17 protein-coding genes and 1 pseudogene are annotated in these 24,217 nt (G+C 64.6%); 7 read left to right on the top strand and 11 right to left on the bottom strand.

The features are described from left to right. Positions 1 to 172 precede the first annotated feature (172 nt). Positions 173 to 6,091 (bottom strand): excinuclease ABC subunit UvrA, encoded by a 5,919-nt coding sequence (gene uvrA, locus BFE01S_RS37130; RefSeq protein WP_084169468.1) that lies wholly within the window; start codon positions 6,089 to 6,091, stop codon positions 173 to 175. A 355-nt stretch (positions 6,092 to 6,446) separates the two neighbouring features. Here uvrA and BFE01S_RS02775 point away from each other — a divergent pair, with 355 nt between their 5' ends. Both BFE01S_RS02775 and BFE01S_RS02770 read left to right on the top strand, forming a co-directional pair. Then, positions 6,447 to 6,860: a hypothetical protein gene (locus BFE01S_RS02775; protein ID WP_028224287.1), complete on the top strand. Its 414-nt coding sequence runs from the start codon at positions 6,447 to 6,449 to the stop codon at positions 6,858 to 6,860. Positions 6,861 to 6,875: 15 nt separating this feature from the next. Then, positions 6,876 to 7,268: a hypothetical protein gene (locus BFE01S_RS02770; protein WP_028224286.1), complete on the top strand. Its 393-nt coding sequence runs from the start codon at positions 6,876 to 6,878 to the stop codon at positions 7,266 to 7,268. A 455-nt stretch (positions 7,269 to 7,723) separates the two neighbouring features. On the opposite strand, the gene BFE01S_RS02765 is transcribed toward BFE01S_RS02770, so the two are convergent. Together BFE01S_RS02765 and BFE01S_RS02760 are read right to left on the bottom strand one after the other, a co-directional pair. After that, the gene (locus BFE01S_RS02765) at positions 7,724 to 8,842 is read right to left on the bottom strand and encodes a polyamine ABC transporter substrate-binding protein (RefSeq protein WP_028224285.1); all 1,119 of its coding nucleotides are present in this window, start codon (positions 8,840 to 8,842) and stop codon (positions 7,724 to 7,726) included. Positions 8,843 to 8,898: 56 nt separating this feature from the next. Continuing rightward, positions 8,899 to 10,008: a DmpA family aminopeptidase gene (locus tag BFE01S_RS02760; protein WP_028224284.1), complete on the bottom strand. Its 1,110-nt coding sequence runs from the start codon at positions 10,006 to 10,008 to the stop codon at positions 8,899 to 8,901. A 161-nt stretch (positions 10,009 to 10,169) separates the two neighbouring features. Between BFE01S_RS02760 and BFE01S_RS02755 the strand changes: the two genes are divergently transcribed. Beyond that, positions 10,170 to 10,973 (top strand): helix-turn-helix domain-containing protein, encoded by an 804-nt coding sequence (locus BFE01S_RS02755; RefSeq protein WP_028224283.1) that lies wholly within the window; start codon positions 10,170 to 10,172, stop codon positions 10,971 to 10,973. 74 nt (positions 10,974 to 11,047) lie between these two features. Here the strand turns inward: BFE01S_RS02755 and BFE01S_RS02750 are convergent, their stop codons facing one another. Further along, positions 11,048 to 13,444: a tetratricopeptide repeat protein gene (locus BFE01S_RS02750; protein ID WP_245621010.1), complete on the bottom strand. Its 2,397-nt coding sequence runs from the start codon at positions 13,442 to 13,444 to the stop codon at positions 11,048 to 11,050. Between the two features lie 309 nt (positions 13,445 to 13,753). Between BFE01S_RS02750 and adhP the strand changes: the two genes are divergently transcribed. Continuing rightward, positions 13,754 to 14,782, top strand: coding sequence for an alcohol dehydrogenase AdhP (gene adhP, locus BFE01S_RS02745; protein WP_028224281.1), 1,029 nt, complete (start codon positions 13,754 to 13,756; stop codon positions 14,780 to 14,782). Positions 14,783 to 14,891: 109 nt separating this feature from the next. Here adhP and BFE01S_RS02740 read toward each other — a convergent pair whose 3' ends face one another. From BFE01S_RS02740 to BFE01S_RS02725, 4 genes are all read right to left on the bottom strand, one after another. Continuing rightward, positions 14,892 to 15,197: a putative quinol monooxygenase gene (locus BFE01S_RS02740; RefSeq protein WP_028224280.1), complete on the bottom strand. Its 306-nt coding sequence runs from the start codon at positions 15,195 to 15,197 to the stop codon at positions 14,892 to 14,894. Positions 15,198 to 15,238: 41 nt separating this feature from the next. Then, complete coding sequence (locus tag BFE01S_RS02735) at positions 15,239 to 16,336, bottom strand: NADH:flavin oxidoreductase/NADH oxidase (RefSeq protein ID WP_028224279.1); 1,098 nt, start codon at positions 16,334 to 16,336, stop codon at positions 15,239 to 15,241. 256 nt (positions 16,337 to 16,592) lie between these two features. After that, the gene (locus BFE01S_RS02730) at positions 16,593 to 17,276 is read right to left on the bottom strand and encodes a type 1 glutamine amidotransferase domain-containing protein (RefSeq protein ID WP_028224278.1); all 684 of its coding nucleotides are present in this window, start codon (positions 17,274 to 17,276) and stop codon (positions 16,593 to 16,595) included. 193 nt (positions 17,277 to 17,469) lie between these two features. Continuing rightward, positions 17,470 to 18,072, bottom strand: a complete 603-nt coding sequence (locus tag BFE01S_RS02725; protein ID WP_028224277.1) for a TetR/AcrR family transcriptional regulator — start codon at positions 18,070 to 18,072, stop codon at positions 17,470 to 17,472. A gap of 138 nt (positions 18,073 to 18,210) precedes the next feature. Here BFE01S_RS02725 and BFE01S_RS02720 point away from each other — a divergent pair, with 138 nt between their 5' ends. From BFE01S_RS02720 to BFE01S_RS43865, 3 genes and pseudogenes are all read left to right on the top strand, one after another. Then, entirely contained in the window at positions 18,211 to 18,861 is a 651-nt protein-coding gene (locus tag BFE01S_RS02720; protein WP_028224276.1) for an SGNH/GDSL hydrolase family protein, read from the top strand. A gap of 70 nt (positions 18,862 to 18,931) precedes the next feature. Then, a pseudogene (locus BFE01S_RS43870) lies at positions 18,932 to 19,060 on the top strand (IS3 family transposase); the annotation flags it as partial. Positions 19,061 to 19,170: 110 nt separating this feature from the next. Further along, a complete protein-coding gene (locus BFE01S_RS43865) occupies positions 19,171 to 19,374 on the top strand; it encodes a hypothetical protein (protein WP_156966878.1) in 204 nt (67 codons plus the stop codon). On the opposite strand, the gene BFE01S_RS02710 is transcribed toward BFE01S_RS43865, so the two are convergent. The 3 genes from BFE01S_RS02710 to BFE01S_RS02700 all read right to left on the bottom strand — a co-directional run bounded on the left by BFE01S_RS02710 (position 19,367) and on the right by BFE01S_RS02700 (position 24,016). Then, a complete protein-coding gene (locus BFE01S_RS02710) occupies positions 19,367 to 20,653 on the bottom strand; it encodes an MFS transporter (protein WP_042337005.1) in 1,287 nt (428 codons plus the stop codon). The genes BFE01S_RS43865 and BFE01S_RS02710 overlap by 8 nt on opposite strands. Positions 20,654 to 20,994: 341 nt before the next feature. Next, on the bottom strand, positions 20,995 to 23,160 hold the full coding sequence (locus tag BFE01S_RS02705) for an acetate--CoA ligase family protein (protein ID WP_028224274.1): 2,166 nt from the start codon (positions 23,158 to 23,160) through the stop codon (positions 20,995 to 20,997). 19 nt (positions 23,161 to 23,179) lie between these two features. Next, complete coding sequence (locus tag BFE01S_RS02700) at positions 23,180 to 24,016, bottom strand: p-hydroxycinnamoyl CoA hydratase/lyase (RefSeq protein WP_028224273.1); 837 nt, start codon at positions 24,014 to 24,016, stop codon at positions 23,180 to 23,182. Positions 24,017 to 24,217: the final 201 nt, after the last annotated feature.

The following is a 24,217-nucleotide window of genomic DNA, read 5'->3' as shown; positions in this document are numbered from 1 at the left end:
TAGCCCGGTCGGAGGGGATCTGTTGGTCCGCTGCTCCGCTCGCCAGGCGTTGGCCGCCGCAGGTGAGCGGCCGTTTGCTGCAAGCGGAGCCCATCATACCGTGTGCGCGCCGCACAGATCAAGCGGTTTCATGGCGGCGCGCCCCGAATTAGCAGCACGCCGCCGCGCTTTTTCAATGCTGGATCGCAGTGCGCGCCGTGCGGCGATCCGCACCTGGCGTGTCGCCCCCCGGCCCGGCGCCGCCGCCCGCATCGTGCGGCTTGCGCGCAAGCACCGGAGCAAGCGCCGCGCCCGTGTGGCTCGCCGCCACGCGCACGAGCGCCTCCGGCTCCGCGGCGGCGACGATCGTGCCGCCGCCCACGCCGCCCTCGGGCCCGAGGTCGATGATCCAGTCGGCTTCGGCAATCACGTCGAGATCGTGTTCGATCACGACCACGCTATGCCCCGCGTCGGCAAGACGGTGCAGCACGCGAATGAGCCGCGCGACGTCGGCCATGTGCAGGCCCACGGTGGGCTCGTCGAGAACGTAGAGCGTGTGCGGCGCTTTCTGTCCGCGGCGCGTGATGTCGTCGCGCACCTTGCTCAGTTCGGTCACGAGCTTGATGCGTTGCGCCTCGCCGCCGGAAAGCGTGGGCGAAGGCTGGCCCAGCGTGAGATAGCCGAGGCCCACGTCTTTCATCAACTGCAGCGGGTGCGAAATGCTCGTGATCGAGGCAAAAAATTCCACGGCCTCGTCGATCTCCATCGTGAGCACTTCGCCGATGTTCCGCCCGCGCCAGGTCACCGCCAGCGTTTCCGGATTGAAGCGCTGCCCGTGGCAGACATCGCAGGGCACCTTCACGTCCGGCAGGAAACTCATGCCGATCGTGCGCACGCCCTGGCCCTCGCACGCGGGACAACGCCCATCGCCCGTATTGAACGAGAAGCGCGACGCGCTATAGCCGCGCGCACGCGCTTCGAGCGTATCCGCAAAGAGCCGGCGAATCGCGTCCCACACGCCGATATAGGTGGCCGGACACGAGCGCGGCGTCTTGCCGATCGGCGTCTGATCGACTTCGAGCACGCGGTCGATGCTGCCCCAGCCCGTGATCGAATCGCAGCCCTGCCACGTGTGAGCCACTTCGAGTTTCGGCTTCGCCGCCGTGCGCGCAAGCACGCTCGAACGCTTCGCCGCGGCCGAAGGCGCGTCGCCCCGCACAGCCTTGCGCGCGCGGCGCTCCGCCGGCGAGGACAGCACCGAGCGCCCCACGGCATCGAGCAGGTTGGAGAGCAGCACGTCGCGCGCGAGCGTGGACTTGCCCGAGCCGCTCACGCCGGTGATCGCCACGAGACGGCCGAGCGGAATCTGCGCCGTCACGTTGCGCAAATTGTGCAGCTTGCCGCCATGCACGGTGAGCCATTGCGCGGGCACTGCCTCGCGCCCCGCGCGCGCCGGCTTCACCTCGCGGCGCGGCTGCAGCGGATGCACGATCGGCTGGGCCAGGTAGCGCCCGGTCAGCGAATCGGGCTGCGCAGCCAGATCGGCCACGCTGCCCTGCGCGACCACGCGGCCACCGCGTTTGCCCGCACTCGGGCCGATATCGATGATGTGGTCCGCGCGCCGAATCGTATCCTCGTCGTGCTCGACCACGACGAGCGTATTGCCCTTCTCGCCGAGACTGCGCAGCGCATTCAGCAGAATCTGGTTGTCGCGCGGATGCAGGCCGATGGTCGGTTCGTCGAGCACGTAGCACACGCCCTGCAGATTGCTGCCGAGCTGCGCAGCAAGACGGATGCGCTGCGCCTCGCCGCCCGAAAGACTCGGCGCGGCGCGGTCGAGGCTCAGGTAGCCGAGCCCCACTTCTTCGAGAAACAGCAACCGGCTGCGGATTTCGCTCACCACATCGCGCGCGATCTGCGCCTCGCGGCCATCGAGCTCCAGCGCGTCGATCCAGCGCCGCGTATCGGCAACGGTCCATTGCGCGACATCGACGATAGCCTGCTCGTCGAACGTCACCGCACGCGCCACCGGATTGAGACGCGTGCCGCCGCAGTCGGGGCACGGCGTTTCGCCCACGCCCTCCGGCTCCTGCTCATCCGAGGGCAGCGTCTGCTCGCGGCCGCGGCCGTCTTCGGCCACCACGGTGTCGTCGTAGGCCGCACGCTGTTCGCGCGTGAGCGCAAGCCCGGTGCCCACGCACGTGGTGCACCAGCCGTGCTTGCTGTTGTACGAGAACATGCGCGGATCGAGTTCGGGATAGCTCGTACCGCAGACCGGACATGCACGCCGCGTCGAAAGCACCTTGACCTTGCCGACGCGCGCCGTCGAACTGCCGTTGCCGAGCGCCTTGTCGAGTCCATCGAGCGGCGCGAGCAGATGAACGACACCCTTGCCCGCTTCGAGCGTCGCGTCCAGCAACTGGCGCAACCGGGCCTCGTTCTCCGGTTCGACGACGATATCGCCCACCGGCAGTTCGATCGTGTGCTCGCGGAAACGGTCGAGCTTCGGCCACGGCGCCACCGGCACGAACTCGCCGTCCACGCGCAGATGCGTATTGCCGCGCGCCTTGGCCCATTTCGCGAGATCGGTATACACGCCCTTGCGGTTCACGACGAGCGGTGCGAGAAGACCCACGTGCTGCCCGCGATGCTCGCGCAGCAGTTGCGCGACGATGGCATCGACGCTTTGCGACGTGACCGGCGTGCCGTCGTGGACGCAATGCTGCACGCCGAGCTTCACATAGAGCAGGCGCAGGAAGTGCCACACTTCCGAGGTGGTGGCCACGGTACTCTTGCGGCCGCCGCGCGAAAGACGCTGCTCGATGGCGACGGTCGGCGGAATGCCATAGACGGCATCCACCTCGGGGCGCCCCGCGGGCTGGACGATGGAACGCGCATACGCGTTCAGCGATTCCAGGTAGCGGCGCTGCCCTTCGTGGAAAAGAATGTCGAACGCGAGCGTCGATTTGCCCGAACCCGACACCCCCGTAATGACGTTGAAGCGCCCGTGCGGAATATCCACGTCGAGCGCCTTGAGGTTGTGCTCGCGCGCATTCACGATACGCACCACATCTTCGCCCTGCACGTCGCGGCGTGCCTGCGACGCACGCAACGCCGTCTGCAGCGCCACGCCTTCTTCCTCCGCAACGAGCGGCCCCATTGCGCTGCCGAGTGCTGCCTCGTAGCGTTCGAGCGCCGCGCCCGTGTGCGAACGCGGGCAGGCTATCACGTCGTCGGGCGTGCCGACGCACACCACTTCGCCGCCCGCATCGCCGCCTTCCGGACCGAGGTCGATCAGCCAGTCGGCCGCGCGGATCACATCGAGATTGTGTTCGATGACGAGCAGCGAATGGCCGCCCGCCAGCAGCTTGCCGAACGCGCGCATGAGCTTCGCGATGTCGTCGAAGTGCAGGCCCGTGGTCGGCTCGTCGAACATGAAGAGGCGCCTGCCCGCCGGGGCATTCTTGCCGCGCGTCTGCGCGGTTTCGGCCAGATAGCCCGCGAGCTTGAGGCGCTGCGCCTCGCCGCCCGAAAGCGTGGGCACCGGCTGCCCGAGCTTGACGTATTCGAGGCCCACATCGACGATAGGCTGGAGCACGCGCAATACTTCGGCGTCCTCACTGAAGCACTGCACCGCTTCGCTCACGGTGAGGTCGAGCACGTCGGCCACCGAAAGCAGACGGCCTGCGCGCTCGATCTTCACTTCCAGCACTTCGGGACGATAGCGGCGCCCGTCGCAGTCGGGGCAGCGCAGGTACACGTCGCTCAGGAACTGCATTTCGATGTGCTCGAAGCCCGAGCCGCCGCATGTCGGGCAACGGCCCTCGCCCGAGTTGAAGCTGAACATGCCGGCCGAGTAGCCGCGCTCCCTGGCGAGCGGCGCCTTCGCGAACAGCTTGCGGATCTCGTCGAATGCGCCCACATAGCTGGCCGGATTCGAACGCGCGGTCTTGCCGATCGGCGACTGGTCCACGAACACGGCGTCGCTGATCTGCTCCGCGCCCGACAGCTTGCGATAAACACCGGGCGCCTCGGTCGCCTTGCCGAGGTGCCGCGCGAGCGCGGGATACAGCACGTCCTGCACGAGCGTGGATTTGCCCGAGCCCGAAACGCCCGTCACCACCACGAGCCGCTGCAGCGGAATCTGCACCGTCACGTCGCGCAGATTGTGCTCGCTCGCGCCTTCGAGCACCAGGTTCGGAGTGGAGGCATCGACCGGGCGCCGCGCCCAGTTCGATGCGTCCGCAACGGCGCGGTGGCCGCCCAGATACTCCCCGGTCAGCGTGCCGGACGCGCGGATAGCATCGGGCGTGCCGTCATAGACGATCGTGCCGCCACGCTCGCCGGGCCCCGGACCCATGTCGATGAGACGGTCGGCCGCGAGCATCACCGAGGGATCGTGTTCGACGACAACGAGCGTATTGCCCGCGTCGCGCAGCCGCTGCATCGCTTCGACGATGCGGTTCAGGTCGCGCGGATGCAGTCCGATGCTCGGCTCGTCGAGCACGAACAGCGTTTTCGTGAGCGAAGTGCCGAGCGCCGTGGTGAGGTTGATCCGCTGCACCTCGCCGCCCGAAAGCGTGCGGCTCTGGCGGTCCAGCGTGAGGTAGCCGAGGCCCACGTCGCACAGATACTTGAGGCGCGTGCGCACTTCGGCGAGCAGCAGCTTCAGCGCGTCGTCGAGCAGCGCCGACGAGAGCGAGAGATTGTCGAAGAAGCGGCGGATGCGCTCGATCGGCAACAGCATCACGTCGTGCAGCGTGAGGCCGGGCAGCGCTTCGAGCTGCGCGCGCGTCCAGTCCACGCCATGCGGCAGGAAACGCGCGGCTGGCGCGAGAACTTCGTCGGCGTTCTGCTGCGTGCCGAGACGCCACTGCAGGGCCTCGGTTTTCAGGCGCGCGCCGCCGCAGGTCTCGCACGGCGTGTAGCTGCGGTACTTCGAAAGCAGCACGCGAATGTGCATCTTGTACGCTTTGGACTCCAGATACTGGAAGAAGCGCTTCACGCCGTACCACTGCGCCTGCCAGTTGCCGCGCCAGTCCGGCGCGCCGTTCAGCACCCAGTCGCGCTGCGCCTGGGTGAGTTCCGACCACGGCGTATCGCGCGGAATGTCCGCCTTCGCGGCATAGCGCATCAGATCGTCCTGGCACTCCTTCCAGGCGGGCGTCTGCAGCGGTTTGATCGCGCCGCCGCGCAGCGTCTTGCGTTCGTCGGGAATCACGAGGCCCCAGTCCACGCCGATCACCCGGCCAAAGCCGCGGCATGCGTCGCACGCGCCATAGGCCGAGTTGAAGGAGAACAGCGCGGGTTGCGGGTCGGCGTAGCGCAGGTCGCTGTCCGGGCAATGGAGGCCCGTCGAAAAGCGCCAGATCTGCGGCTCCGCTTGCGTGTCCCCATCGGCATCGGCCACCACGTAGACGTTCACGCGCCCGGCACCGCGCCTGAGCGATGCCTCGATCGCCTCGACCACGCGGCTCTTCTCGGCATTCTGCAAGCGGAAGCGGTCGGCCACCACGTCGAGCACCTTGCGCGTGCCCTCGGCCGTCTTCACTTCGCGCTGCGCCTGCACGCGCGTGTAGCCGCTGGCCGACAGCCACTGCGTGACCTCTTCGTCGGTCGTCGTGTCCGGCAGTTCGACGGGGAACGTCACGACAAGGCGCGGATCGCCGGCCGCCGTGCGGGCCTTGAGTTCCGCGTAGATCGTCTCGGGCGTGTCGTGACGCACGGGCTGCGCCGTCACGCGGTCGAACAGGTTCGCCGCGCGCGCGTAGAGCAGCTTCAGGTGATCGTTCAGCTCGGTCATCGTGCCGACCGTCGAACGCGAACTGCGCACCGGGTTGGTCTGGTCGATCGCGATGGCGGGCGGCACGCCGTCCACCCGATCGACCTGCGGACGGTCCATGCGGTCGAGAAACTGGCGCGCATAGGCGCTGAACGTTTCGACGTAGCGACGCTGGCCCTCCGCATAGAGCGTGTCGAAGACGAGGCTGGATTTGCCCGAACCCGAAGGCCCGGTCACCACCGTCATTTCGCCGGTGCGCAGATCGAGGTCGAGATTCTTCAGGTTGTGCTGGCGGGCACCACGAATGCGGATTAGCTTGTTTTCAGGCAATTTATCGAATTGAATCAGTGCGTTAGAGCCGCTTTTCGGTAATGCCGCACGGCCCTGATTTGCACATCCTGGCACCAAAGGAATCACACACTTGGGGAGCCGTTCTGGATCGTGCGCCGGGACCCGACAGGTCGTGAGCGATAGTAGCACACTGTATATATGTACAGGATATCCGGGCACGGCTGGCGCCAATCTTTGCTCGCTCGCCGATACGGTTAATACGATTGATGACTGCCCTGCTTTCTTCCCATGAATCATCGCGGGCCGATCGGTTGCGGAATCAACGGAGCGCGCATGAACTCACCCATTCATTCATAATCGCTTCGCTTGTTCATATAAAACGGAGCGCAATACCATGACCGCCCCACAGAAAACGAACTGGGACCTGATCCGCGATGTAATTAACACAGCAATCGATAGTTGCGAAGCGCTGGAAAATGTCGGTTATAGCGAGGCGGACCGCGGCAAGGTCGTCGACATGAATGGCCGCTCGATCAGCGTTCAGGACTTTCTGGTAAGCGGCTGGACGATTGCCGAGCAGGTCCGCTATCAGGTCATTCGCGAACGGCATGAAAAGGACGAAGATCTGCGCTATGTGCCGGAAACGTCGAGAATTCTTGTCGCCGTTACGAAAGCATGCGCGGAACTCATCGCAGGCGGCGAGAATCCGGCCGGCGGAGAAGCCGCACGGAGAATGGCTGGCTGGTTCCGCGAGCATTTCGATCCTTACGTCAAGCAAGCCATTCAGACCGGTGGTCGAGGCGAGTGATCTTCCGGAACCAGCATGAATACAAAAAATCCAAAACGGCCAATTCTTGTCTGGGCGGTATTTCTTTACTATCTGATAACGATTGTGCTTGCCGCCGTTGGGCTGCTTATGGTTTGGCACAGGGCGTCTTATTCTGCGCAGGCACGCACGGTGCTCGATTCAATGACGGCGCTGGGCTGGACACTCCTCTGGATGACGATGGCATTGAAACTGGGCGGAGCGATCGCATTGTTCGGACTGCGGCGTATTGCGTTTCTCCTGTTCGCCGGAGGCCTCTGCCTGACCGTCCTTCAACTGACAATGCACCATGAGAGCCTGCTTTCAGGAGCCGATAGCTTCAGGCTGGCGATTCAACTCCTTGTCTGTGCGTATGCCTGGCGTCTACGGGCACGTTCCGTCCTCACCTGAATCGCAAGCGCGCGCGGGAACAGCGGGAACAAACGGCTTCACCTCCATCGACTTTCAAAGCAGTCGATTCTCGGCTTCTTCATTTGCAACACCTCCACTGCCTGCGCAGACTCTATCTAGTGTGTTGCATCGACCGATTGAATCCGTAGATGGACTATGTCTCGAGAAAATGAGAACCCGGCGCACAAAGCGTGATCGCGCCCGACTACTGCGCGCCGGCCCGTATCCCTCCCGATATGAACCGCATGAGCATCGTAATCTTTTTGATGATGCTCCTGTTGGCCTACTTGCCGTTTGAGATCCGGCTCATGCGGCCGTCAAAGTCACTCATGACAAGCGTGCCTATAAGCCCGGCAATTTCTGCTCCCTCCCGCTGTTGCCCGTCCCTGCAATTGCAAATCCCCTCTAGCGCGCAACACAAGCCGATTGCGCCCTGCCCCACCGGAACCCCGCCCTCATCGTCCGGCCTTGAGTTGCGCCCACAAACGGTTCTCGAGCCGCATGATCTCGGCAGGCAGCGGCGCCTGCAACGTGAGCGACTTCAACCGGTCCGGAGCCGGATAAATGGCGGCATTCTCCAGAATAGCCGGCTTGATCAACGGACGCGCCACCGCATTGGCGTTCGGATAAAACACCTGATTCGTGATATCTGCACTCACTTTCGGCTGAAGAATGTAGTTGATCCACTGCATCGCGGCTTCGCTATGCGGCGCATCCTTGGGTACGGCCATCAGGTCGAACCAGAGAATACCGGGACCGCTCGGGATCGAATAACGGATCTCGTAGCTGCGATGCGCTTCTTCGGCCCGCTCCTTCGCGATAGCCACGTCGCCCGACCACGCGAGCGCCAGGCAAACATCGTTGTTCGCGAGATCGTTGATATAGCCCGACGAGTTGAACTGCGTGATGTACGGGCGAATCGTGCGATAGAGCTGGTAGACGGCCTGATAGTCCGCGGGATTCGTGCTGTTCGGGTCCTTGTGCAAATAAACGAGACCGACGGCGAACGTATCTTCGGGAGAGTCAAGCACCGACACGCCGCAGCCTTTAAGCTTCGATACGTACTGCGGATTGAACAACAACTCCCAGCTGTCGAGCGGCGCGTCCTTGCCCAGCACCTCCGCAACCTTCGTGGCGTTCATGCCCAGGCCGTCCGTCCCCCAAGACCATGGCACGGTGTACTGGTTGCCCGGATCGGCGCTCGCCAGCATCTTCATGAGTACCGGATCGAGGTTCGAAAGATTTGGAATCCTGCTCTTGTCCAGCTTCTGGTAAACGCCTGCCTGGATCTGCTTTGCCGCATAGCCGGAGGACGGCACGACAACGTCGTAACCCGAAGATCCGGCCAGCAGCTTCGCCTGCAGCGTCTCGTCGCCGTCGTAGACGTCGTAGCGTGTATGGATGCCGGTCTGCTTCTCGAATCCGGGCACGGTGTCGTCGGCGATATTGTCCGACCAGTTGTAGACGTTCAACTCTTCTGCGAAGGCGCGGCAAGGGTTCGCACCGAAGAGGCATACGGTCGCAGCGAAGACTGCGGTCAGGGTGGCGCTGCGGACAGGGTTGGTGTGGGGCATGATGGGCCTCGGTACTTGATGGGCTGATTCGATGGAAAAAAACGCAAACCATATAATCAGGTAAGCGAAATATCTGGATGCCAACCCGCCAGTTCGAGCGCACGGATCAGACGCTCGGCACCGAGCGCAGGCGCAAACGACCCGGCATGACCGTGCGTGTCCACGGCTGCCACCAGTGCGTTGAGAATGGCCTCTTCCACCGCGTCAGCCACGGCCACGAACAGTGCGGTCATGTAGTCCGGATTCACGCTGTGCAGCGTCGTGACAGGCGCGCTGGTGCGTCCGTAATCGGCGACTGTCAAACCGTGGTTGCCCACCGAGAACGCGACGAAGATGTCGCCGCTCGCGTACTCCGTCCCCCCGCCTGCCCGGGCAAGGCCGACGCCCGCGCGACGCGCGATTTGCGTGCACTGGTGAGGCAACAGAGGCGCATCCGTTGCAATCGCAACGACGATCGACCCCATGCCCGGCACACCCGCTTCGCGCCGCGCGAACGGCGACGGCACCTCGGTCAGCCATTCGCCAACCGGATAGCCGCCCACGCGCAACGCTTCACGGCGACCGTAGTTGGCCTGGACGATGGCACCGACGGTCCATGCGCCTTCTTCGGCGGACAACCGACGCGACGCTGTGCCGATGCCGCCTTTGAACTCATGGCAGATCATGCCGGTACCGCCACCCACGCATCCTTCCGCAACGGCGCCGCCGCGCGCGGCGGCGAGCGCTTCATGCACGTGGGCAGCCGTGACGTGTTGCCCCCAGATGTCGTTGAGCAGCCCGTCGAAGGTTTCCAGCACGACCGGCATGCACCAGTACTGGCCAGTGGCCGAAGTTCGTTCGGCTTCGATCAGTGCATCGCGCACCACGCCCACACTGTGCGTATTGGTGAAAGCGATAGGCGTAGTGAGCAGGCCTGCCTCGCGGATCCATTCGAGCCCGCTGGTGTCGCCATTGCCGTTCAGCACGTCGCAGCCCGCGAAGCACGGGTCGAGGCGAGCCAGGCCGGGCCGTGGCTCGATCACAGTCACGCCAGTCCGAATCGAAATGCCTTCGCGCTTTTCGGCCAAGGTATGATGGCCGACGCGAACGCCCGGCACGTCGGTGATACTGTTCAACGGTCCCGGCGTGCCGCGCCCGATCCGTATGCCCAGGTCTCTGATGCGCATACCTGTTCTCCTTTGGCGCCGTGCGAGGCGCCCTGTCATTGTTGTTTGCGTTGAGGTAGCGAGATGTTAAGCAGCAGCGCGCGGCACGAACATCGGTCCGGTGGACTAGATGCGCCGGCACGAACTAAACCTTTTGGGTTAGCAGGCAAGAAGGAGCACGCATGAAGCTCGACGTTGCGGACGTGGCATTTCACCAGCGGCTGGGACGCCTGATCGAACGCATCGACGACGGGCAGTTCTGGAACGCACTGGTCGACGTGCTGCGCGGCATCGTGCAGTTCGACAACTGGGTGGCAATGATCTTCAGCCCCGCAGACAAACCGCGCGTGGTGGCGGAAAGTCCGCTGCAGGCGGGGCACGACGCGTTGTTTCAGGGCTATCTGAACGGGGTCTATCTGCTCGATCCGTTCTATCAGTTCAGCCTGGGGACGATTAGTGCGGGACTGTACCGCCTCGACGAGGTCGCGCCCGATCACTTTCGCGAAACCGAATATTTTCGGCGTTATTTCGCGGTGAACGTGCTGGAGGACGAAGTGCAGTTTCTTGCGCCGCTGACCGGTGGGGAAACGGTATCGCTTTCGATGGGGAGCAGGAGGCGGTTTAGTTCGCGGGAGATCGGGACCCTATGTCTGTGCGGCGCGTGGATTTTGCCGTTGATGCGGCGGGCGGTGCCTGGGGCTGTTGCAGGAGAGGCGGTTCGTACCGATCGCGCGAACGTGCAAAGCGGGCGTCAGGAACAGTTCGAACAGGCGTTGCATCGGCGTGCAACTGCCGGGCTGACCGCGCGTGAGATCGAGGTGGCGCTGATGATCCTTGCGGGGCACTCAAGCAAAAATATCGCGCGCTTGCTGGGTATTTCGCCGGCGACTGCGAAGGTGCATCGCAGCAATCTGTATCGAAAGCTCGAGATTTCCTCGCAGGCCATGCTGTTCCGGCTGGTTATCGGCGAAGAGGCGCAGGGGTAATGTGTGCTGCGAGCGGCAGGCCCAATGCATCGACAGCAATGGATCTTGCTGCCTCGGGTGAAAACCAGGCGACACTAGCGGACGCGCCGCTCCCACATGCCGTCGTAAGCCGCCTCGATACCGCGTGCGAAGCGCTCGCCATCCATCAGCGCAGAGCGTTCCATGCGGGCGCGCAGGCCGGCACGCAGATCCGCGAGACGGTCGAGATCGTTCGCCAGATCAACGGCGGCGGCAACAAAGGCCGCGTCGGATTCGGCCGCCAGCGCTTCGAGTCCGAGATTCGCCAACTGGCTCAAGCCGGCGCGCCCCGCCACCGTCGGTCCGATCCGCGTGACCACCGGCACCCCCATCCAGAGAGCATCGAGCGAGGTGGTATGGCCGTTGTACGGCAGCGAATCGAGCCCGATGTCGATCTCGTGGTAGCCACGCAAATAGGCGTCGCGCGCCCGGAATGGCACAAAGCGCACACGCGCGGGATCGATGCCGGCCTGGGCGAGCCGTCCGGCGATGCGGCGCCGCGCGTCGCCCTCGGGCGCCATGAGCACGAGTCGCGCGGACGGTAGACGCGCGAAAACCGGCGCCCAGAGTTCCAGCGTCGCGGCAGTGAGCTTGCAGGGATTGTTCAGGCTGCCGAACGTAATGTGACCCGCGCTTGCCGCTGGCAGCGGACTGACTTCGGGGCCCGCTCCCAGACCCGCCTCGGCCACTGTCCCATGCGGGTCGTAGCACCAGAACGTATCCGGCAGGCGCCAGGACCGTTCGCTGTAGCGGCTGCCCCGACCGTCTTGCCCGCACGGGTCGAGATACGGATCGGTCAGCCGCCAGTCGATTGCTTCGAGCCCAGTCGTTCCGGGGTAAGCGAGCCACGCCACCTGCACAGGTGCGGGCTTGCGTGCGAAGAGTAACGGGCGGCCATCGGCCATATGCATCGCAAGATCGACGAGGATGTCGATGCCGGCTGCACGAATCCGCTCCGCCAGCGTAGCGTCGTCGAGCGCGCGCACGTCGTGCCAGACATCCACGCAGGCGGCAAGCCGCGCGGTGGTGACATCGGGTCTCGACACGCTGGACCAGGCGTGAATCTCGAAGCGTGTCCGGTCGTGGTGTGCAAGCAGAGGCGTCATGAACAATGCCTGGCAATGCTCACGAAAATCCGCCGATACGTAACCTATGCGCAGACGTCGCGCCTCGCGCCTCGCAACAGTCGCAAACGCAGGCAACGGCTGAATGGCTTTTTCATGCTGCGCGGACCACGCGCGAGCCGCTTCGAGTATCGCGTCGGCGTCGAACGACTGGAACGAGAGCGCATACACAAAATTGCTGTGCGCGATCACGTTATGCGGATCGCTCGCCAGCGCCCGGCGGAAACACTCGACACCCTCGTCCAGATCGCCACTGTCCTTGAGCACGTTGCCAAGATTGTTGAGCGTGGCCGAATGAGCCGGATCGAGGTCGAGTGCCTTGCGCAGCAGCGCATGCGCGTCGTCCAGGCGCCCTGCCGTACGCATCAGTGTGGCCGCGTTGTTATAGGCGTCGATGAAATCCGGACGCGCCTGGATCGCCGCTGCGAATGCACGCTGCGCCGCCCGGTATTCACCGAGTTCGCGATAGACGTTGCCGAGGTTGTTCGCGGCCGCCGCATGGGTCGGGTCGAGCGAGAGCGCGCGAAGATACTGAGCCTCGGCTTCGCGAAGGCGGCCGAGCGCATGCAGCGCGTTCCCGTAGTTATAGGCTGCGAGTGCGGAATCGGGATCACAGGCAACCGCCCGCTTCAAGAGATCCACCGCTTCCTCAGGACTCTTTAACAAGGTCAGCAGCACACCCAGATTGGCCATTGCCGCGGAAGCATCGGGCGCCGCCGCCAGTGCCGCGCGCAGCAAGGCAAGCGCTTCGTCGTAGCGCCCCTGCTCCTGCAGCAGCGTGCCGAGATTCGTGAGGGCATTGGGGTCGTTGGGCCGCACCGCCAAGGCCTGGCGATACGCCGTCTGCGCCTCGCCGGCAACACCGAGCAACCGAAGGGTGTTGCCCAGATTGTTCCAGGCATCGGCCGATTGCGGATCGCGCTGCACAGCGGCCCGCCAGGCGTCGGCTGCTTCGCGCATCTGCCCCTGCGCCTGCAACGCCGTACCCAGTGCGAACCACAGTTCGGCCGATGTTGCGTCGTCGGCGAGCAAGCCGAGAAAAACTTCGGCCGCCTCGGCGTGCCGCCCGTCCATCGCGTACGCCTGGCCCAGCGCCTCGCGATAGCGGCGATGTTCGGGACGCAATGCAAGCGCCCTCTGCAACCAGGCAATCGCGTCCGATGGATTGCCTTCCTGCAGGGCCAGCACAGCCAGCCTGAAGATAGCATCTGCATGCGATGCGTCCTGCTCCAGCAACGCGAGGTACAAACGCCGCGCAGCAGGCAGCTCGCCCGCGAGATGCCTCTCGTTGGCGCGCTCGAATAGAGGGTCGTTGTGCATCGGATTCATGCAATGAGTGCCACATGCGATGGAGTGCGCAGTCGGCTTCGTAACTGGCTGTGTGGCTGGCTTCGTTGCGCATCGGGCGCCGTAGGAGCATAGCGTTCGCCGCGTTTCCTGCGTTTACCGTCCTTTACCGTTGCTTACGGAAGCGTTATCGCGAGATTCGAAATCGCCGCCAGATGCGTATCCAATGCACACCTTCATCGCACCGGGTTGCGCTTTCCTTCACACTTGAAAGGTAGTAATGGTCGCGCTGCGAATCCGCGATGCGTGTTGCATCTGGCCGCGCGCCGCCAGTCGATAAGGAGCCCTACGATGAGCAAGTCGATGCAAGCCGCGGTAGTTCGTGCCTTTGGCCAACCCCTCGTTCTCGAAGAAGTCGCCATCCCCACCCCGGGCCCGGGAGAGCTACTCGTGAAAATCGAGGCCTGCGGTGTCTGCCATACAGACCTGCACGCCGCGCATGGCGACTGGCCCGTGAAACCGCAACCGCCCTTCATTCCGGGGCACGAAGGCGTGGGTTATGTCGTGGGTGTCGGCAGCGGCGTCACGCACGTGAAGGAAGGCGACCGCGTGGGCATCCCCTGGCTCTATTCGGCCTGCGGCCATTGCGAGCATTGTCTCGGCGGCTGGGAAACGCTATGCGAGCAGCAGCAGAACACGGGCTATTCGGTCAACGGCGGTTTTGCGCAGTATGCGAAAGCCGATGCGAACTACGTGGGCCTTTTGCCCAAGGGCATGGATTTCATCGAAGTGGCGCCGGTGCTCTGCGCGGGCGTCACCGTGTACAAGGGACTGAAAGTCACCGATACGCGCCCCGGCAACTGGGTGGTGATATCCGGGGTGGGCGGCCTCGGCCACATGGCCGTTCAATACGCGCGCGCCATGGGGCTGAACGTCGCAGCGGTGGACATTGACGATACGAAACTCGAACTGGCGAAGCGCCTGGGCGCCACCGTGACCGTCAATGCCAGGACGACGGATCCCGCGGCGTATCTGAAGAAGGAAATCGGCGGCGCACATGGCGTGCTCGTCACCGCGGTGTCTCCGATCGCTTTCTCGCAGGCGCTTGGCATGGTGCGCCGTGGCGGCACCGTGTCCCTCAATGGCCTGCCTCCCGGCGACTTCCCGCTGTCGATCTTCGACATGGTGCTGAGCGGCATCACGGTGCGCGGGTCGATCGTCGGCACACGGCTCGATCTCGAAGAGTCGCTGATGTTCGCCGAGGAAGGCAAGGTCAAGGCGACGGTCAGCACGGACAAGCTGGAGAACATCAACGAGGTGTTCGCGCGCATGGAGCGCGGCGCCATAGAGGGCCGGGTCGTGCTCGACATGGCCAACTGACGGCAAACGGCAATTCTTGCCGATCGGAAACCACAAGGGCTCGCCGCGGCGAGCCCTTGTGCTGTTGGACAGCCCGCCAACATACGGGCCGAATGAGGCTGTCGGCTCGTCAGGCGGCCACGTCGACGCCCTTCAGCACCTTTACGTCGGGCGCCCCGGCAAGCCAGTCGCCGGCCTTCGCCTTCGCGCCGAAAGCGGCATAGTGCGCGCTCTGGCGATGCGCCTCGACGGCAGCGTCGTCCGCATAGATCTCATACACGTAGAAGCCGGGCTGGCCGTCGGCACGGTGCAGCAGGTCATAGCGCAGATTGCCCGGTTCGCTGCGCGAAGCCGCGACCAGTTCGCGTAGCGCGGCTTCGAGCTCCGCAACATGCTCCGGCCTCGGCGTGAGGCTCGCAATCAGGTACACATTCATCGTTCACTCCTTGTGGTCAACGTATTTTCCGATCGGCAAACTCAAGCCACCTTGTAGCGTTCCAGCCAGTGCGCATAGGGCGCCGGCAAGGTCCACGCGGCACGCTCCACACCCAGCTCGCGGGCCGCGTAATACGGCCAGTGCGGATTCGCCAGATGCGCGCGGCCCACCATCACCAGATCCAGTTGCTCCGAGGCCACCGAGCGCTCGGCCAGCGCCGGCGTATCGATACCCCATGCCGAAGCCACGGGCAGCCCGGTCGCGCGGCGCACCTTCTGCGCGATCGGCGCGAGAAACGCGGGCGCCCACGGAATCTGCGCGGTGGGCGTCGTGAAAGCGACGCTCACGCTCAGCATGTCGAGCCCTTCCCGCTTGAAGCCCTTCGCGAGTTCGATCGATTCGGCCAACGTCTCTTCATCACGGCCATCGTATTCGATCACGCCGAAGCGCGCGGTCAGCGGCAAATGCTCCGGCCAGACCTTGCGCACGGCCGCCAGCGTTTCCAGCAGGAAACGGCTGCGGTTTTCGAGGCTGCCGCCGTAAGCATCGTCGCGCCGGTTCGCGTGCGGCGAGAAGAAACTCTGCGCGAGGTAGCCGTGTGCGAAGTGGAGTTCGAGCCACTCGAAGCCGGCGTCGAGTGCCCGCTTCGCTGCAGCGACGAAGTCCTCGCGTACGCGGGAGATGTCGTCCTGCGTCATTGCCTTCGGCACTTTCGGCAAATGGGCGCCGAACGGGATCGCCGAAGGGGCGATGGTCTGCCAGCCGCGCGGATCGCCCTCGGGAATATGGTCGTCGCCTTCCCACGGACGATTCGCGCTCGCTTTGCGGCCCGCGTGCCCGATCTGGATGCCGGGCACGGCGCCGGCGGCCTTGATTGCCGCCACGGTCGGGGCGAAAGCCTGCGCCTGTGCGTCGTTCCACAAGCCCGTGCAGCCCGGCGTGATGCGGCCTTCGGGCGACACGGCGGTGGCTTCGACGATCACGAGCCCCGCACCGCCGCGCGCGATCTGCGCGAGATGCACGTGGTGCCAGTCGTTGATCACGCCATCGACGGCCACGTACTGGCACATCGGCGGCACGGCGATGCGATTGCGCAGGGATACATCCTTCAGTTTGAACGGTTCGAACAATGCAGACATCAACTGCTCTCCGGGTTGGCACGGGCCGCAGCCTTCGCGGCATCGGTGCCCGGTTAAGAAACGGGATTCCGGATCGGCAACGCAATACGGTTGCGCCGCGCCACGGCAGGCGCGGCGTGTTGCCAAAGCGAATCGGAGATAAGGGCGCGGCAACGCGTCTCGCCCAAGAGGACTCAGGTTGAACTGCTGCGCGCGCCGAAAGCTGCAAGTCGCGGGCCTTCGGCACACGCAATCAACCTGGACGTCAACCCGGACATCAGGCGTGACCCAGCGCCTTGAGCAGCGCCTCGGCCACCGGCTCCGACGAGGCCGGATTCTGCCCCGTGATCAGCAGGCCATCGACAGCCACATGCGGCTGCCAGTCGGCGGCCTTGCTATAGTTGCCGCCGCTCGCCTTCAGCATGTCCTCGACGAGGAACGGCACGACTTCAGTGAGGCCCACCGCCGCCTCTTCCGCATTGGAAAAGCCGGTCACCGACTTGCCGGCCACCATCGGCTTGCCGTCCGCGCCCTTCACGTGGCGCAGCACGCCGGGCGCATGGCATACGGTCGCAACCGGCTTGCCGGCCGCGATCGTCTTCTCGATCAGGGCGATCGAAGCAGGATCTTCGGCGAGATCCCATAGCGGCCCGTGGCCGCCCGGATAGAACACGGCGTCGAAGTCGCTGGCGTCCACGTCCGCGAGACGTTTCGTATCGGCAAGCTCGGCACGCGCGGCCGCATCCGCGGCGAAGCGGCGCGTTGCATCGGTCTGCGCGGACGGATCATCGCTCTTCGGGTCGAGCGGCGGCTGGCCGCCCTTGGGCGAGGCAAGCGTCAACTGCACCCCGGCATCGCGCAGCGCGTAATACGGCGCCGCGAACTCCTCGAGCCAGAAACCCGTCTTCTTGCCCGTGTTGCCGAGGTCCTCATGCGAGGTCAAAACGATCAGTACCTTCATCGGAATTCCTTTCTCGATGGCATCCCGGCGCTTGCGCGCCGTCGTGGGAACCGGTCTGCCACAGGTCGATCCGCAACCTATTAGACCGGTCGTCTAGTTTATCGATACATGCTGGCCGGTGCTGCGACGGTGTGCCGTGAGGGCCATGCGTCCCGCGGCAGCGCCCTACGCTCGCGCGCTAATTCATCCGCGCTTACCGCGTCGGCGGCAGGCCCAGCAGGTGGCGCGTCGTGACCATGGCCGCTTCGAGCGGCTGGCCGTCGCGCCGGATCTTTTCCAGCAACGTGGCGCCCAGCCACAACTCGTAGAGCGTCGCCGCCATGCCCGGTGCGTCGCTCACGCCGGCGAGCGAGCCATCCTCGCGGCCCGCCTCGATGCACGCAGCAAGCCGCGCCACGATCTGCCCGGTGCCGTGCTGCAAAACCACGCGCATCGGCTCGGACAAATCGCACACCTCGGCGCCCAGCTTCACGGCCAGGCACTTGCCGGCCGGATCGTCGGCGCACTGTGTCGAGCGCCAGTCGTCCCAGTAGCGCATGAGCCGCTCGGCTGCCGTGCCCGGCTGCCGCACCAGCAGGTCGTCCAGCCGCTCGACGTAGTCCGTGAAGTAAGACGTGAGCAGCGCCTCGCCGAACGCCTCCTTCGAGCCGAAATAGTGATAGAACGAGCCCTTGGGAACGCCGGCCGCCGCAAGGATTTCGTTGAGGCCGACCGCCGAGAAGCCTTTGCCCAGCAAAATGGGCATGGCCGTGTCGAGGATGTGTTGCCGCACTTCGACGGCAGGCGTTGCATTCATGGTTCGCCATGTTACAGAGCGATTAGACCAGTCGTCTAGTAATCTCCCATGGTCGGTAGTGGCATTGCAGTGCCCGACGTTGGCAGCGAGCGCCGTCGGGGTTTCGCATCGGCAACTCATCCGCTCAAGAGGACACACATGGCGACCCGCACCCTGCTCTGTTATGGCGACTCCAACACGCACGGCACCAAGCCGCTGAACCTGCCCGGCGTGCTCGAGCGCTTCGGCCCTGACGACCGCTGGCCAAGCGTCTTGCGCACGGCCCTCGGCGCAGGCTGGACCGTGGTGGAGGAAGGCTTGCCCGCACGCACCACGGTCCACGACGACCCCATCGAAGGCCATCACAAGAACGGGCTCGCGTACCTGCGCCCCTGCCTCGAAAGCCAGTTGCCCGTCGATGTGGTCGTCCTCATGCTCGGCACCAACGACCTCAAGGCGCGCTTTTCCGTCACACCCGCCGACATCGCCAACTCGGTCGATGTGCTGCTCGAAACGCTCGTCGCCTGCCACGCGGGCCCCGGCGGCGCGACGCCGCATGTGCTGTTGATGGCGCCCGTGCCGATCGACGAAGTGGGCTTTCTGGGCGAAATCTTCACGGGCGGCGCCGCCAGGTCGAGGCTGCTCGCCCCGCTCTATGAGCGCGTCGCGGTGAAGCACGGTTCCGCGTTCCTCGATGCCGGCGACATCGTCAAGGTCAGCCCCACCGACGGCGTGCATTACGAGGCCGACCAGCATCACCGCCTCGGCAAGGCCGTTGCCGAAGTAGTCCGCCAGCGCTTCGGCGCCTGAAGCGCCTGAAGCGCCTGAAGCGCGATACAAAAGTTTTCCCGTTTTCCAAAGCGAAACCACGGTGCCAATCAAAACGCGCGCGCAAGCCTGCCTGGACATCGTCGACTGGATCGAGGGCTATTCCAATCGACAACGCCTGCATACCTCGATCGACTTTCTTGCCCCTGTCGAGTACGAGGCCGCGTTGATTGCCGCATGACTTGCTGTACGCGGAAACGAGACACGGTCGCTTACCGCAGGAGCGAAACTAACGAACAGTGCCCCAGAGCGATTCATCGAACTCCGGGTTCGAAAGCAGTAGCCCAGGAAATGAAAGCGCAGCACTGGATAGCTGCCGCGTCGTTTATCGTCCTTGCAGTAAACGATCCTCGTCTTCTCCGGATGAAGCTGCAGTTTGCAAGCCGCAAGCCGGGCGTCGAACTCTGCTCGTCATTGTTCGGCGTGCGCCTCGCTCTTGCAACGGTAAATGACCGCGAATCAACATGGCACGATACCATTAGGTTAACTAAATAACATCCCCCGAAACCTGATCGCTCGCGGTCGGTTCGAGGACTCTGCGCCGGCGCGGCGACGTCTCAACGAGGAACAGCGACACCACGCCACCCGCAACGAGACCGCCCAGCGCGAAAGTCAACGTAGACGGCAAGCCGAAGTGCTGGGCGATAAACCCGGCGATCGCGGGGGCGAGCCCTCCGCCGAAGATTTCGCCCCCTCCGGAAACCAGGCCCACGGACGACGCCACCAGTCCCACCGGCGCCGCTTCAGTCGCGATCGGCCCGGTCAGCAGGCCGAGCAGACCCAGCGCGAACACCGACACGCCGAACAGCAGGAGGAAAAGTGTCAGCGGATCAGGCCCGGCATGGGCAAACAGATACAGCAACACCGCAGCGCAGGCGAACGCGATGACCGCGGCGTTGCGCCTGCCGATAAAATCCGAGGCGCCGGAAACGCCAAATGAACCGACGAAGCCGCCAAAGCCGATTGCCGACGCGACAAAGCCCATCTTCTGTGTGTCGAGATGGCGCACCTCGACCAGATAGGTCGGCACCATCGCACTCACCACGAAGATGCCCGCCATCGCGCACAGGATTGCAAGCGCGGCAAGCCAGACATTGCGGCTCCCGAACAGATCCGTCCAGCGCGGCCGGCCCGTACCGGCCTCTGCGGTCAACGGTTCCCTGCGCGGCAGATCCTTCAGCGTACGCGCAATGAGGATCGCGACGATCAGTCCAGGTACCGCCGAAATCATGAAAACCCAGTGCCAGGACGGAACCACACGCAGCAACTGCGTCGCAAGGATCGGCGCAAAACCCAGGCCGAGCAGCGAGAACATGCTCAACTGCAGTCCCAGATTGAATCCGCGCCGCCCGGGCAACGAGGCTTCGCCGGTTGCCGCGACGCTGGCCGGCATGAACGCCCCTTCGGCAACCCCCATCACGGCACGAATGAGCATCAGGCTCGCAAATCCGCCTGCAAGACCCGACAGGCATGAGAGAAGCGAGAACACGACCATCGTCGAGACCAGGATGCGTTTGCGGCCGATACGGTCGGATACGGGCCCCATGACGATCGCCCACACGCCCCAGGCGACGCTCAGAATGCCAATGAGGCTGCCCAGTTGCTGGAAGTTCAGGTTCAACTCGCGCATCATGTGTGGAAACAGCGGCGCGACAATCCATCGGTCCAGTCCGACCAGCCCGAAACCGAGCCCTAGCAGGACCAGCGTTTTTATTTCGTAGACCGAATCATGAGGCCGATCATGTTCCGCGTGTGGAGGTAAAAAAGAATGCACGATGTGTCTCCTGAGAAGGTTCGTGAAATGCGATGAATTTATCTATTTCTTGTATGCAATAATTTTTATGCCGGACGACATAAGATTGCCGGGCCGTTGCGCATGCCTGTCCGCGCGGGCCGCAGGCCATGCTCCCCGGAGTCTCTCAATCCCTGCTCACTGCGCAGGGCAGGAAACTTCACACACAGGCAATCAACGCCGCCCGCAGGGCTGACCACGCTGCTGCGCACCGGCTCTCTCCCCATGAGCAGTCCCAGCCAAAACTGCTGCTGTCGATGATTTTCCTGCGCTAACGCAGGACGGAGCAGACACTGCGCTGCGTCCCTGCCGGCTCGACCCGCTCAGTGCACTGCCGGACGCGTTCCCGTTACCATCAGGGCATCGAGCGCCAGCACGCCCTGCCCGCGTGGATACACGACCACCGGATTCAGGTCGATCTCGCGAATACCCGGTTGCGACTGCAGCAACGCCCCCAGATGCATGACGACCTCCGCGAGCGCTTCGACATCCAGCGCAGGCGCTCCGCGATAGCCTGACAGCAAGGGTGCGCCCTTGAGCCTGCCGATCTCGCGCACCACCGCATCTCTCGTCAGATCGTGCGGCAACAGGCGCACGTCCCGCATGACCTCGGCGGCAACCCCGCCGAAGCCTACCAGCATCACCGGGCCCCACTGCGGATCGTGGCGCGCACCAACGATCATCTCGAGACCACGCCCGCCCATCCGCTCGATCAGCACACCATCGAGCACCGCGTCGGGCGCGTGCCGCTGCACATTGTCGTGGAGTTGCGCCCACGCTTCCCGCAGCGCTTCTTCCCCGTTCGTCCCAAGAATCACGCCGCCCACATCGCTTTTATGGCTCAGCGCAGCCGACTGCACCTTGAGCGCAACCGGGTAGCCGATGCCTTGCGCGATCGCCAGTGCCTCGTCGAGATTCGTCGCGAGTGCGCCACGCGAGAACGGCACACCGAACGGAGCAAGAAACCGCTTGGCCAGGTATTCGGGCACGACGCCATCAGGGAGCCTCTCCTCAGGCGCAGCCAGCACGAGAGCGGCCTGCCCGAAATCGCGTGCTCCGAGTTCCGACAAACGCGCGACCGCGCGCAGCGCGCGTTCCGTGCCGGGGAAATACGGAATGCCCAGGTCGCGCATCTGGGCAATGTAGCCGGCGGGCACACTCGCACCTTCGTCCAGCCCTGCACAAACCACCATCTTGTGCGGCCGCAGTTCCCGTACCGCACGCAGGATCTGAGGCATCTTGATGGCGCACGTCACGGAGTCGGTCTGGATCAGACCGATCACGATCGCCTGGACACGGTCGTCCTCGAACAGCGCCGCCAGCGTACGGTAGTACAGCTCCGGGTCGACGAGCCCCTGCGCGGTCAGATCGAGCGGATTGGATACCGCAACGAACGGCGGCATCGCGGCACGCAGTGCGGGCGCGCCTGCATCGTCGAGCAGCGGCAACTCAAGGCCCAGTTCCTCGCAGAGATCCAGACACAACGCCTTGAACGCGCCCGATTCACCCATGATCGCCGCACCGCGTGCGGGCAGATGGGCACAGCGCAAAGCGATTTCCGCGATATCGCCAAGCTCCTCCAGCGTGTGGGCGATCACGATGCCCGCGCGTTCGACCTTCGTGCGCATCACGGCATGGTCTCCGGCCATGGCACCCGTGTGGGTCGCCGCCGATTCGCGCGCGGCCGCGCTTCGGCCCGGATGCAGCAGCACCAGCAGCTTGCCGCTTTCGCGTGCGCGGCGCGCCGCTGCGAGCAACCGTGCCGGATCACGAAACTGCTCGGCGATCATCGCGATGACGCGGGTATGCGCATCCGCAAGCAGAAACTCCAGATAGTCTTCGAGATGACTGGCCGCCTCGTTGCCGGTCGACACGGCGTACGACAGCGGCAACGCGCGGCTTGCCAGAGTCGTGTTGAGCACGGCCATCATCGCCCCGCTCTGCGACAGGATGCCGATCGCCGGTCGTGCGCGATTGTGCCGGGCCTGCGCCTCGCTCACTGCCGTTTCAATGAACGTGAGCGGCACGCGATCGAGATAATTGATACAGCCAAGGCAGTTGGGCCCTTCGACGAGCATACCGGCCGCCGCCGCGATGTCCGCGATCTCGCGCTGCTGGGTGATGCCGTGCTGCCCGGCTTCCGCGAAACCCGCGGAAAAGATCACCACCGCACCGGTACCCCGCGCCGCGAGTTCACGCACCGCCTCGAGCACCGCGGGCTGCGGAATCGCCAGCACGGCGACGTCGATACCTTCCGGCAACTGTCCGATCGACTGCGCACATGGCCGGCCGCCGATCTCGTCACGCTTCGGATTGACGAGGTAAATACGGCCCCGGTAGTTGTTCCGTTCGAGGTTCTCCAGCACGGAAGCCCCGAGTGCGCCCGGCGTCGGCGACGCGCCGACGATGGCGATCGAGGCGGGCCGCAGCAGACGTCCCACGGCCTGCATACCCAGGGCGGCGCCCACGTCGGATTGGTTCGCGTTCATATCGGCAGGCTCCCCTGGCTCAGCTGCGCTCGCGCGTGAGGTCGTACGCGCCCAGACCCGGCTTGTAGGTCTTGTCGTCGAGGAACTGCCGCAGCCCTTCCCTGCGCCCATTGTCATCAAAGCTGTTCGCCGCCTCCTGGGCCCGCACCAGAAAGTCCTCGGCGTTATCGTAGGTCATCTCGCGCACGCGCCGGATCGCGTCCTTGGTGGCCTTCAGCGCCACCGGATTCTTCTTCAGCAGTGCCTGCGCCACGTCGACGACGCGCGCGCGCAACTGGTCGGCCGGCAGCGCCTCGTTGACGAGCCCCCATTCCGCCGCCTTGCGCCCGTCGATGTTTTCGCCGAGCATCGCGTGATACATCGCGCGGCGGAACGACAGCAGTTCGGCCGCCACCTTCGATGCGCCGCCGCCCGGCAGGATGCCCCAGTTGATCTCCGAGAGGCCGAAGTGCGCGTCCTCGGCGCAGAAGGTGAGATCGCACGCAAACAGCGGACCGTAACCACCGCCGAAACACCAGCCGTTGATCATCGCGACGGTGGGCTTCTGGTACCAGCGCAGGCGGCGCCACCAGCCGTAGCTCTCCCGCTGGGCCCCGCGCGTTCCGGCGAGCCCCAGCGCCTCCGTATCGCGGAAGTATTCCTGCAGATCCATGCCCGCCGTCCATGCCGTGCCTTCTCCCGTTAGCACCAGCACACCCGCGTCCGGATGGTATTCCAGCTCGTCGAGCACCTGCATCATGCGGCGATTCAACGCCGGACTCATCGCGTTGCGCTTCTCGGGGCGGTTGAACCTCACCCACGCGATACCGTTCTCGATATTGAAGACGACCGTCTGCTCCTCTGCCTGGCTGCTCATTTGACAAATCCCTGTTCAAGGTAAATCGATGCACTGCGCGGCGGGCGCCCGAGCCCGACACGCGCCCCGGTTGCTGTCTGGAACGGATACTGCGGCACCGCGTCCTTCACGGTGCGACGTCCTCCTGCGTGGCCCACGTCGCATCAATAGCTTCGTTGACAACGCCGATCGAGCGCCCCGCAGCGGAAACGGATAACAAGC

The sequence above is a fragment of the Paraburkholderia ferrariae NBRC 106233 genome, assembly GCF_000685035.1.
Taxonomy (GTDB): domain Bacteria; phylum Pseudomonadota; class Gammaproteobacteria; order Burkholderiales; family Burkholderiaceae; genus Paraburkholderia; species Paraburkholderia ferrariae.
This window is presented reverse-complemented; position numbering and strand designations above follow the sequence as displayed.

Excerpts from the sequence above, each read along its gene's own strand:
- adhP (WP_028224281.1), top strand. The coding sequence starts at position 13,754 with ATGAGCAAGTCGATGCAAGCCGCGGTAGTTCGTGCCTTTGGCCAACCC.
- BFE01S_RS02740 (WP_028224280.1), bottom strand. The coding sequence starts at position 15,197 with ATGAATGTGTACCTGATTGCGAGCCTCACGCCGAGGCCGGAGCATGTT.
- BFE01S_RS02765 (WP_028224285.1), bottom strand. The coding sequence starts at position 8,842 with ATGCCCCACACCAACCCTGTCCGCAGCGCCACCCTGACCGCAGTCTTC.
- BFE01S_RS02775 (WP_028224287.1), top strand. The coding sequence starts at position 6,447 with ATGACCGCCCCACAGAAAACGAACTGGGACCTGATCCGCGATGTAATT.
- BFE01S_RS02770 (WP_028224286.1), top strand. The coding sequence starts at position 6,876 with ATGAATACAAAAAATCCAAAACGGCCAATTCTTGTCTGGGCGGTATTT.
- BFE01S_RS02720 (WP_028224276.1), top strand. The coding sequence starts at position 18,211 with ATGGCGACCCGCACCCTGCTCTGTTATGGCGACTCCAACACGCACGGC.
- BFE01S_RS02755 (WP_028224283.1), top strand. The coding sequence starts at position 10,170 with ATGAAGCTCGACGTTGCGGACGTGGCATTTCACCAGCGGCTGGGACGC.
- BFE01S_RS02725 (WP_028224277.1), bottom strand. The coding sequence starts at position 18,072 with ATGAATGCAACGCCTGCCGTCGAAGTGCGGCAACACATCCTCGACACG.
- BFE01S_RS02730 (WP_028224278.1), bottom strand. The coding sequence starts at position 17,276 with ATGAAGGTACTGATCGTTTTGACCTCGCATGAGGACCTCGGCAACACG.
- BFE01S_RS02705 (WP_028224274.1), bottom strand. The coding sequence starts at position 23,160 with ATGAACGCGAACCAATCCGACGTGGGCGCCGCCCTGGGTATGCAGGCC.
- BFE01S_RS02735 (WP_028224279.1), bottom strand. The coding sequence starts at position 16,336 with ATGTCTGCATTGTTCGAACCGTTCAAACTGAAGGATGTATCCCTGCGC.
- BFE01S_RS02750 (WP_245621010.1), bottom strand. The coding sequence starts at position 13,444 with ATGAATCCGATGCACAACGACCCTCTATTCGAGCGCGCCAACGAGAGG.
- BFE01S_RS02700 (WP_028224273.1), bottom strand. The coding sequence starts at position 24,016 with ATGAGCAGCCAGGCAGAGGAGCAGACGGTCGTCTTCAATATCGAGAAC.
- BFE01S_RS43865 (WP_156966878.1), top strand. The coding sequence starts at position 19,171 with ATGAAAGCGCAGCACTGGATAGCTGCCGCGTCGTTTATCGTCCTTGCA.
- BFE01S_RS02760 (WP_028224284.1), bottom strand. The coding sequence starts at position 10,008 with ATGCGCATCAGAGACCTGGGCATACGGATCGGGCGCGGCACGCCGGGA.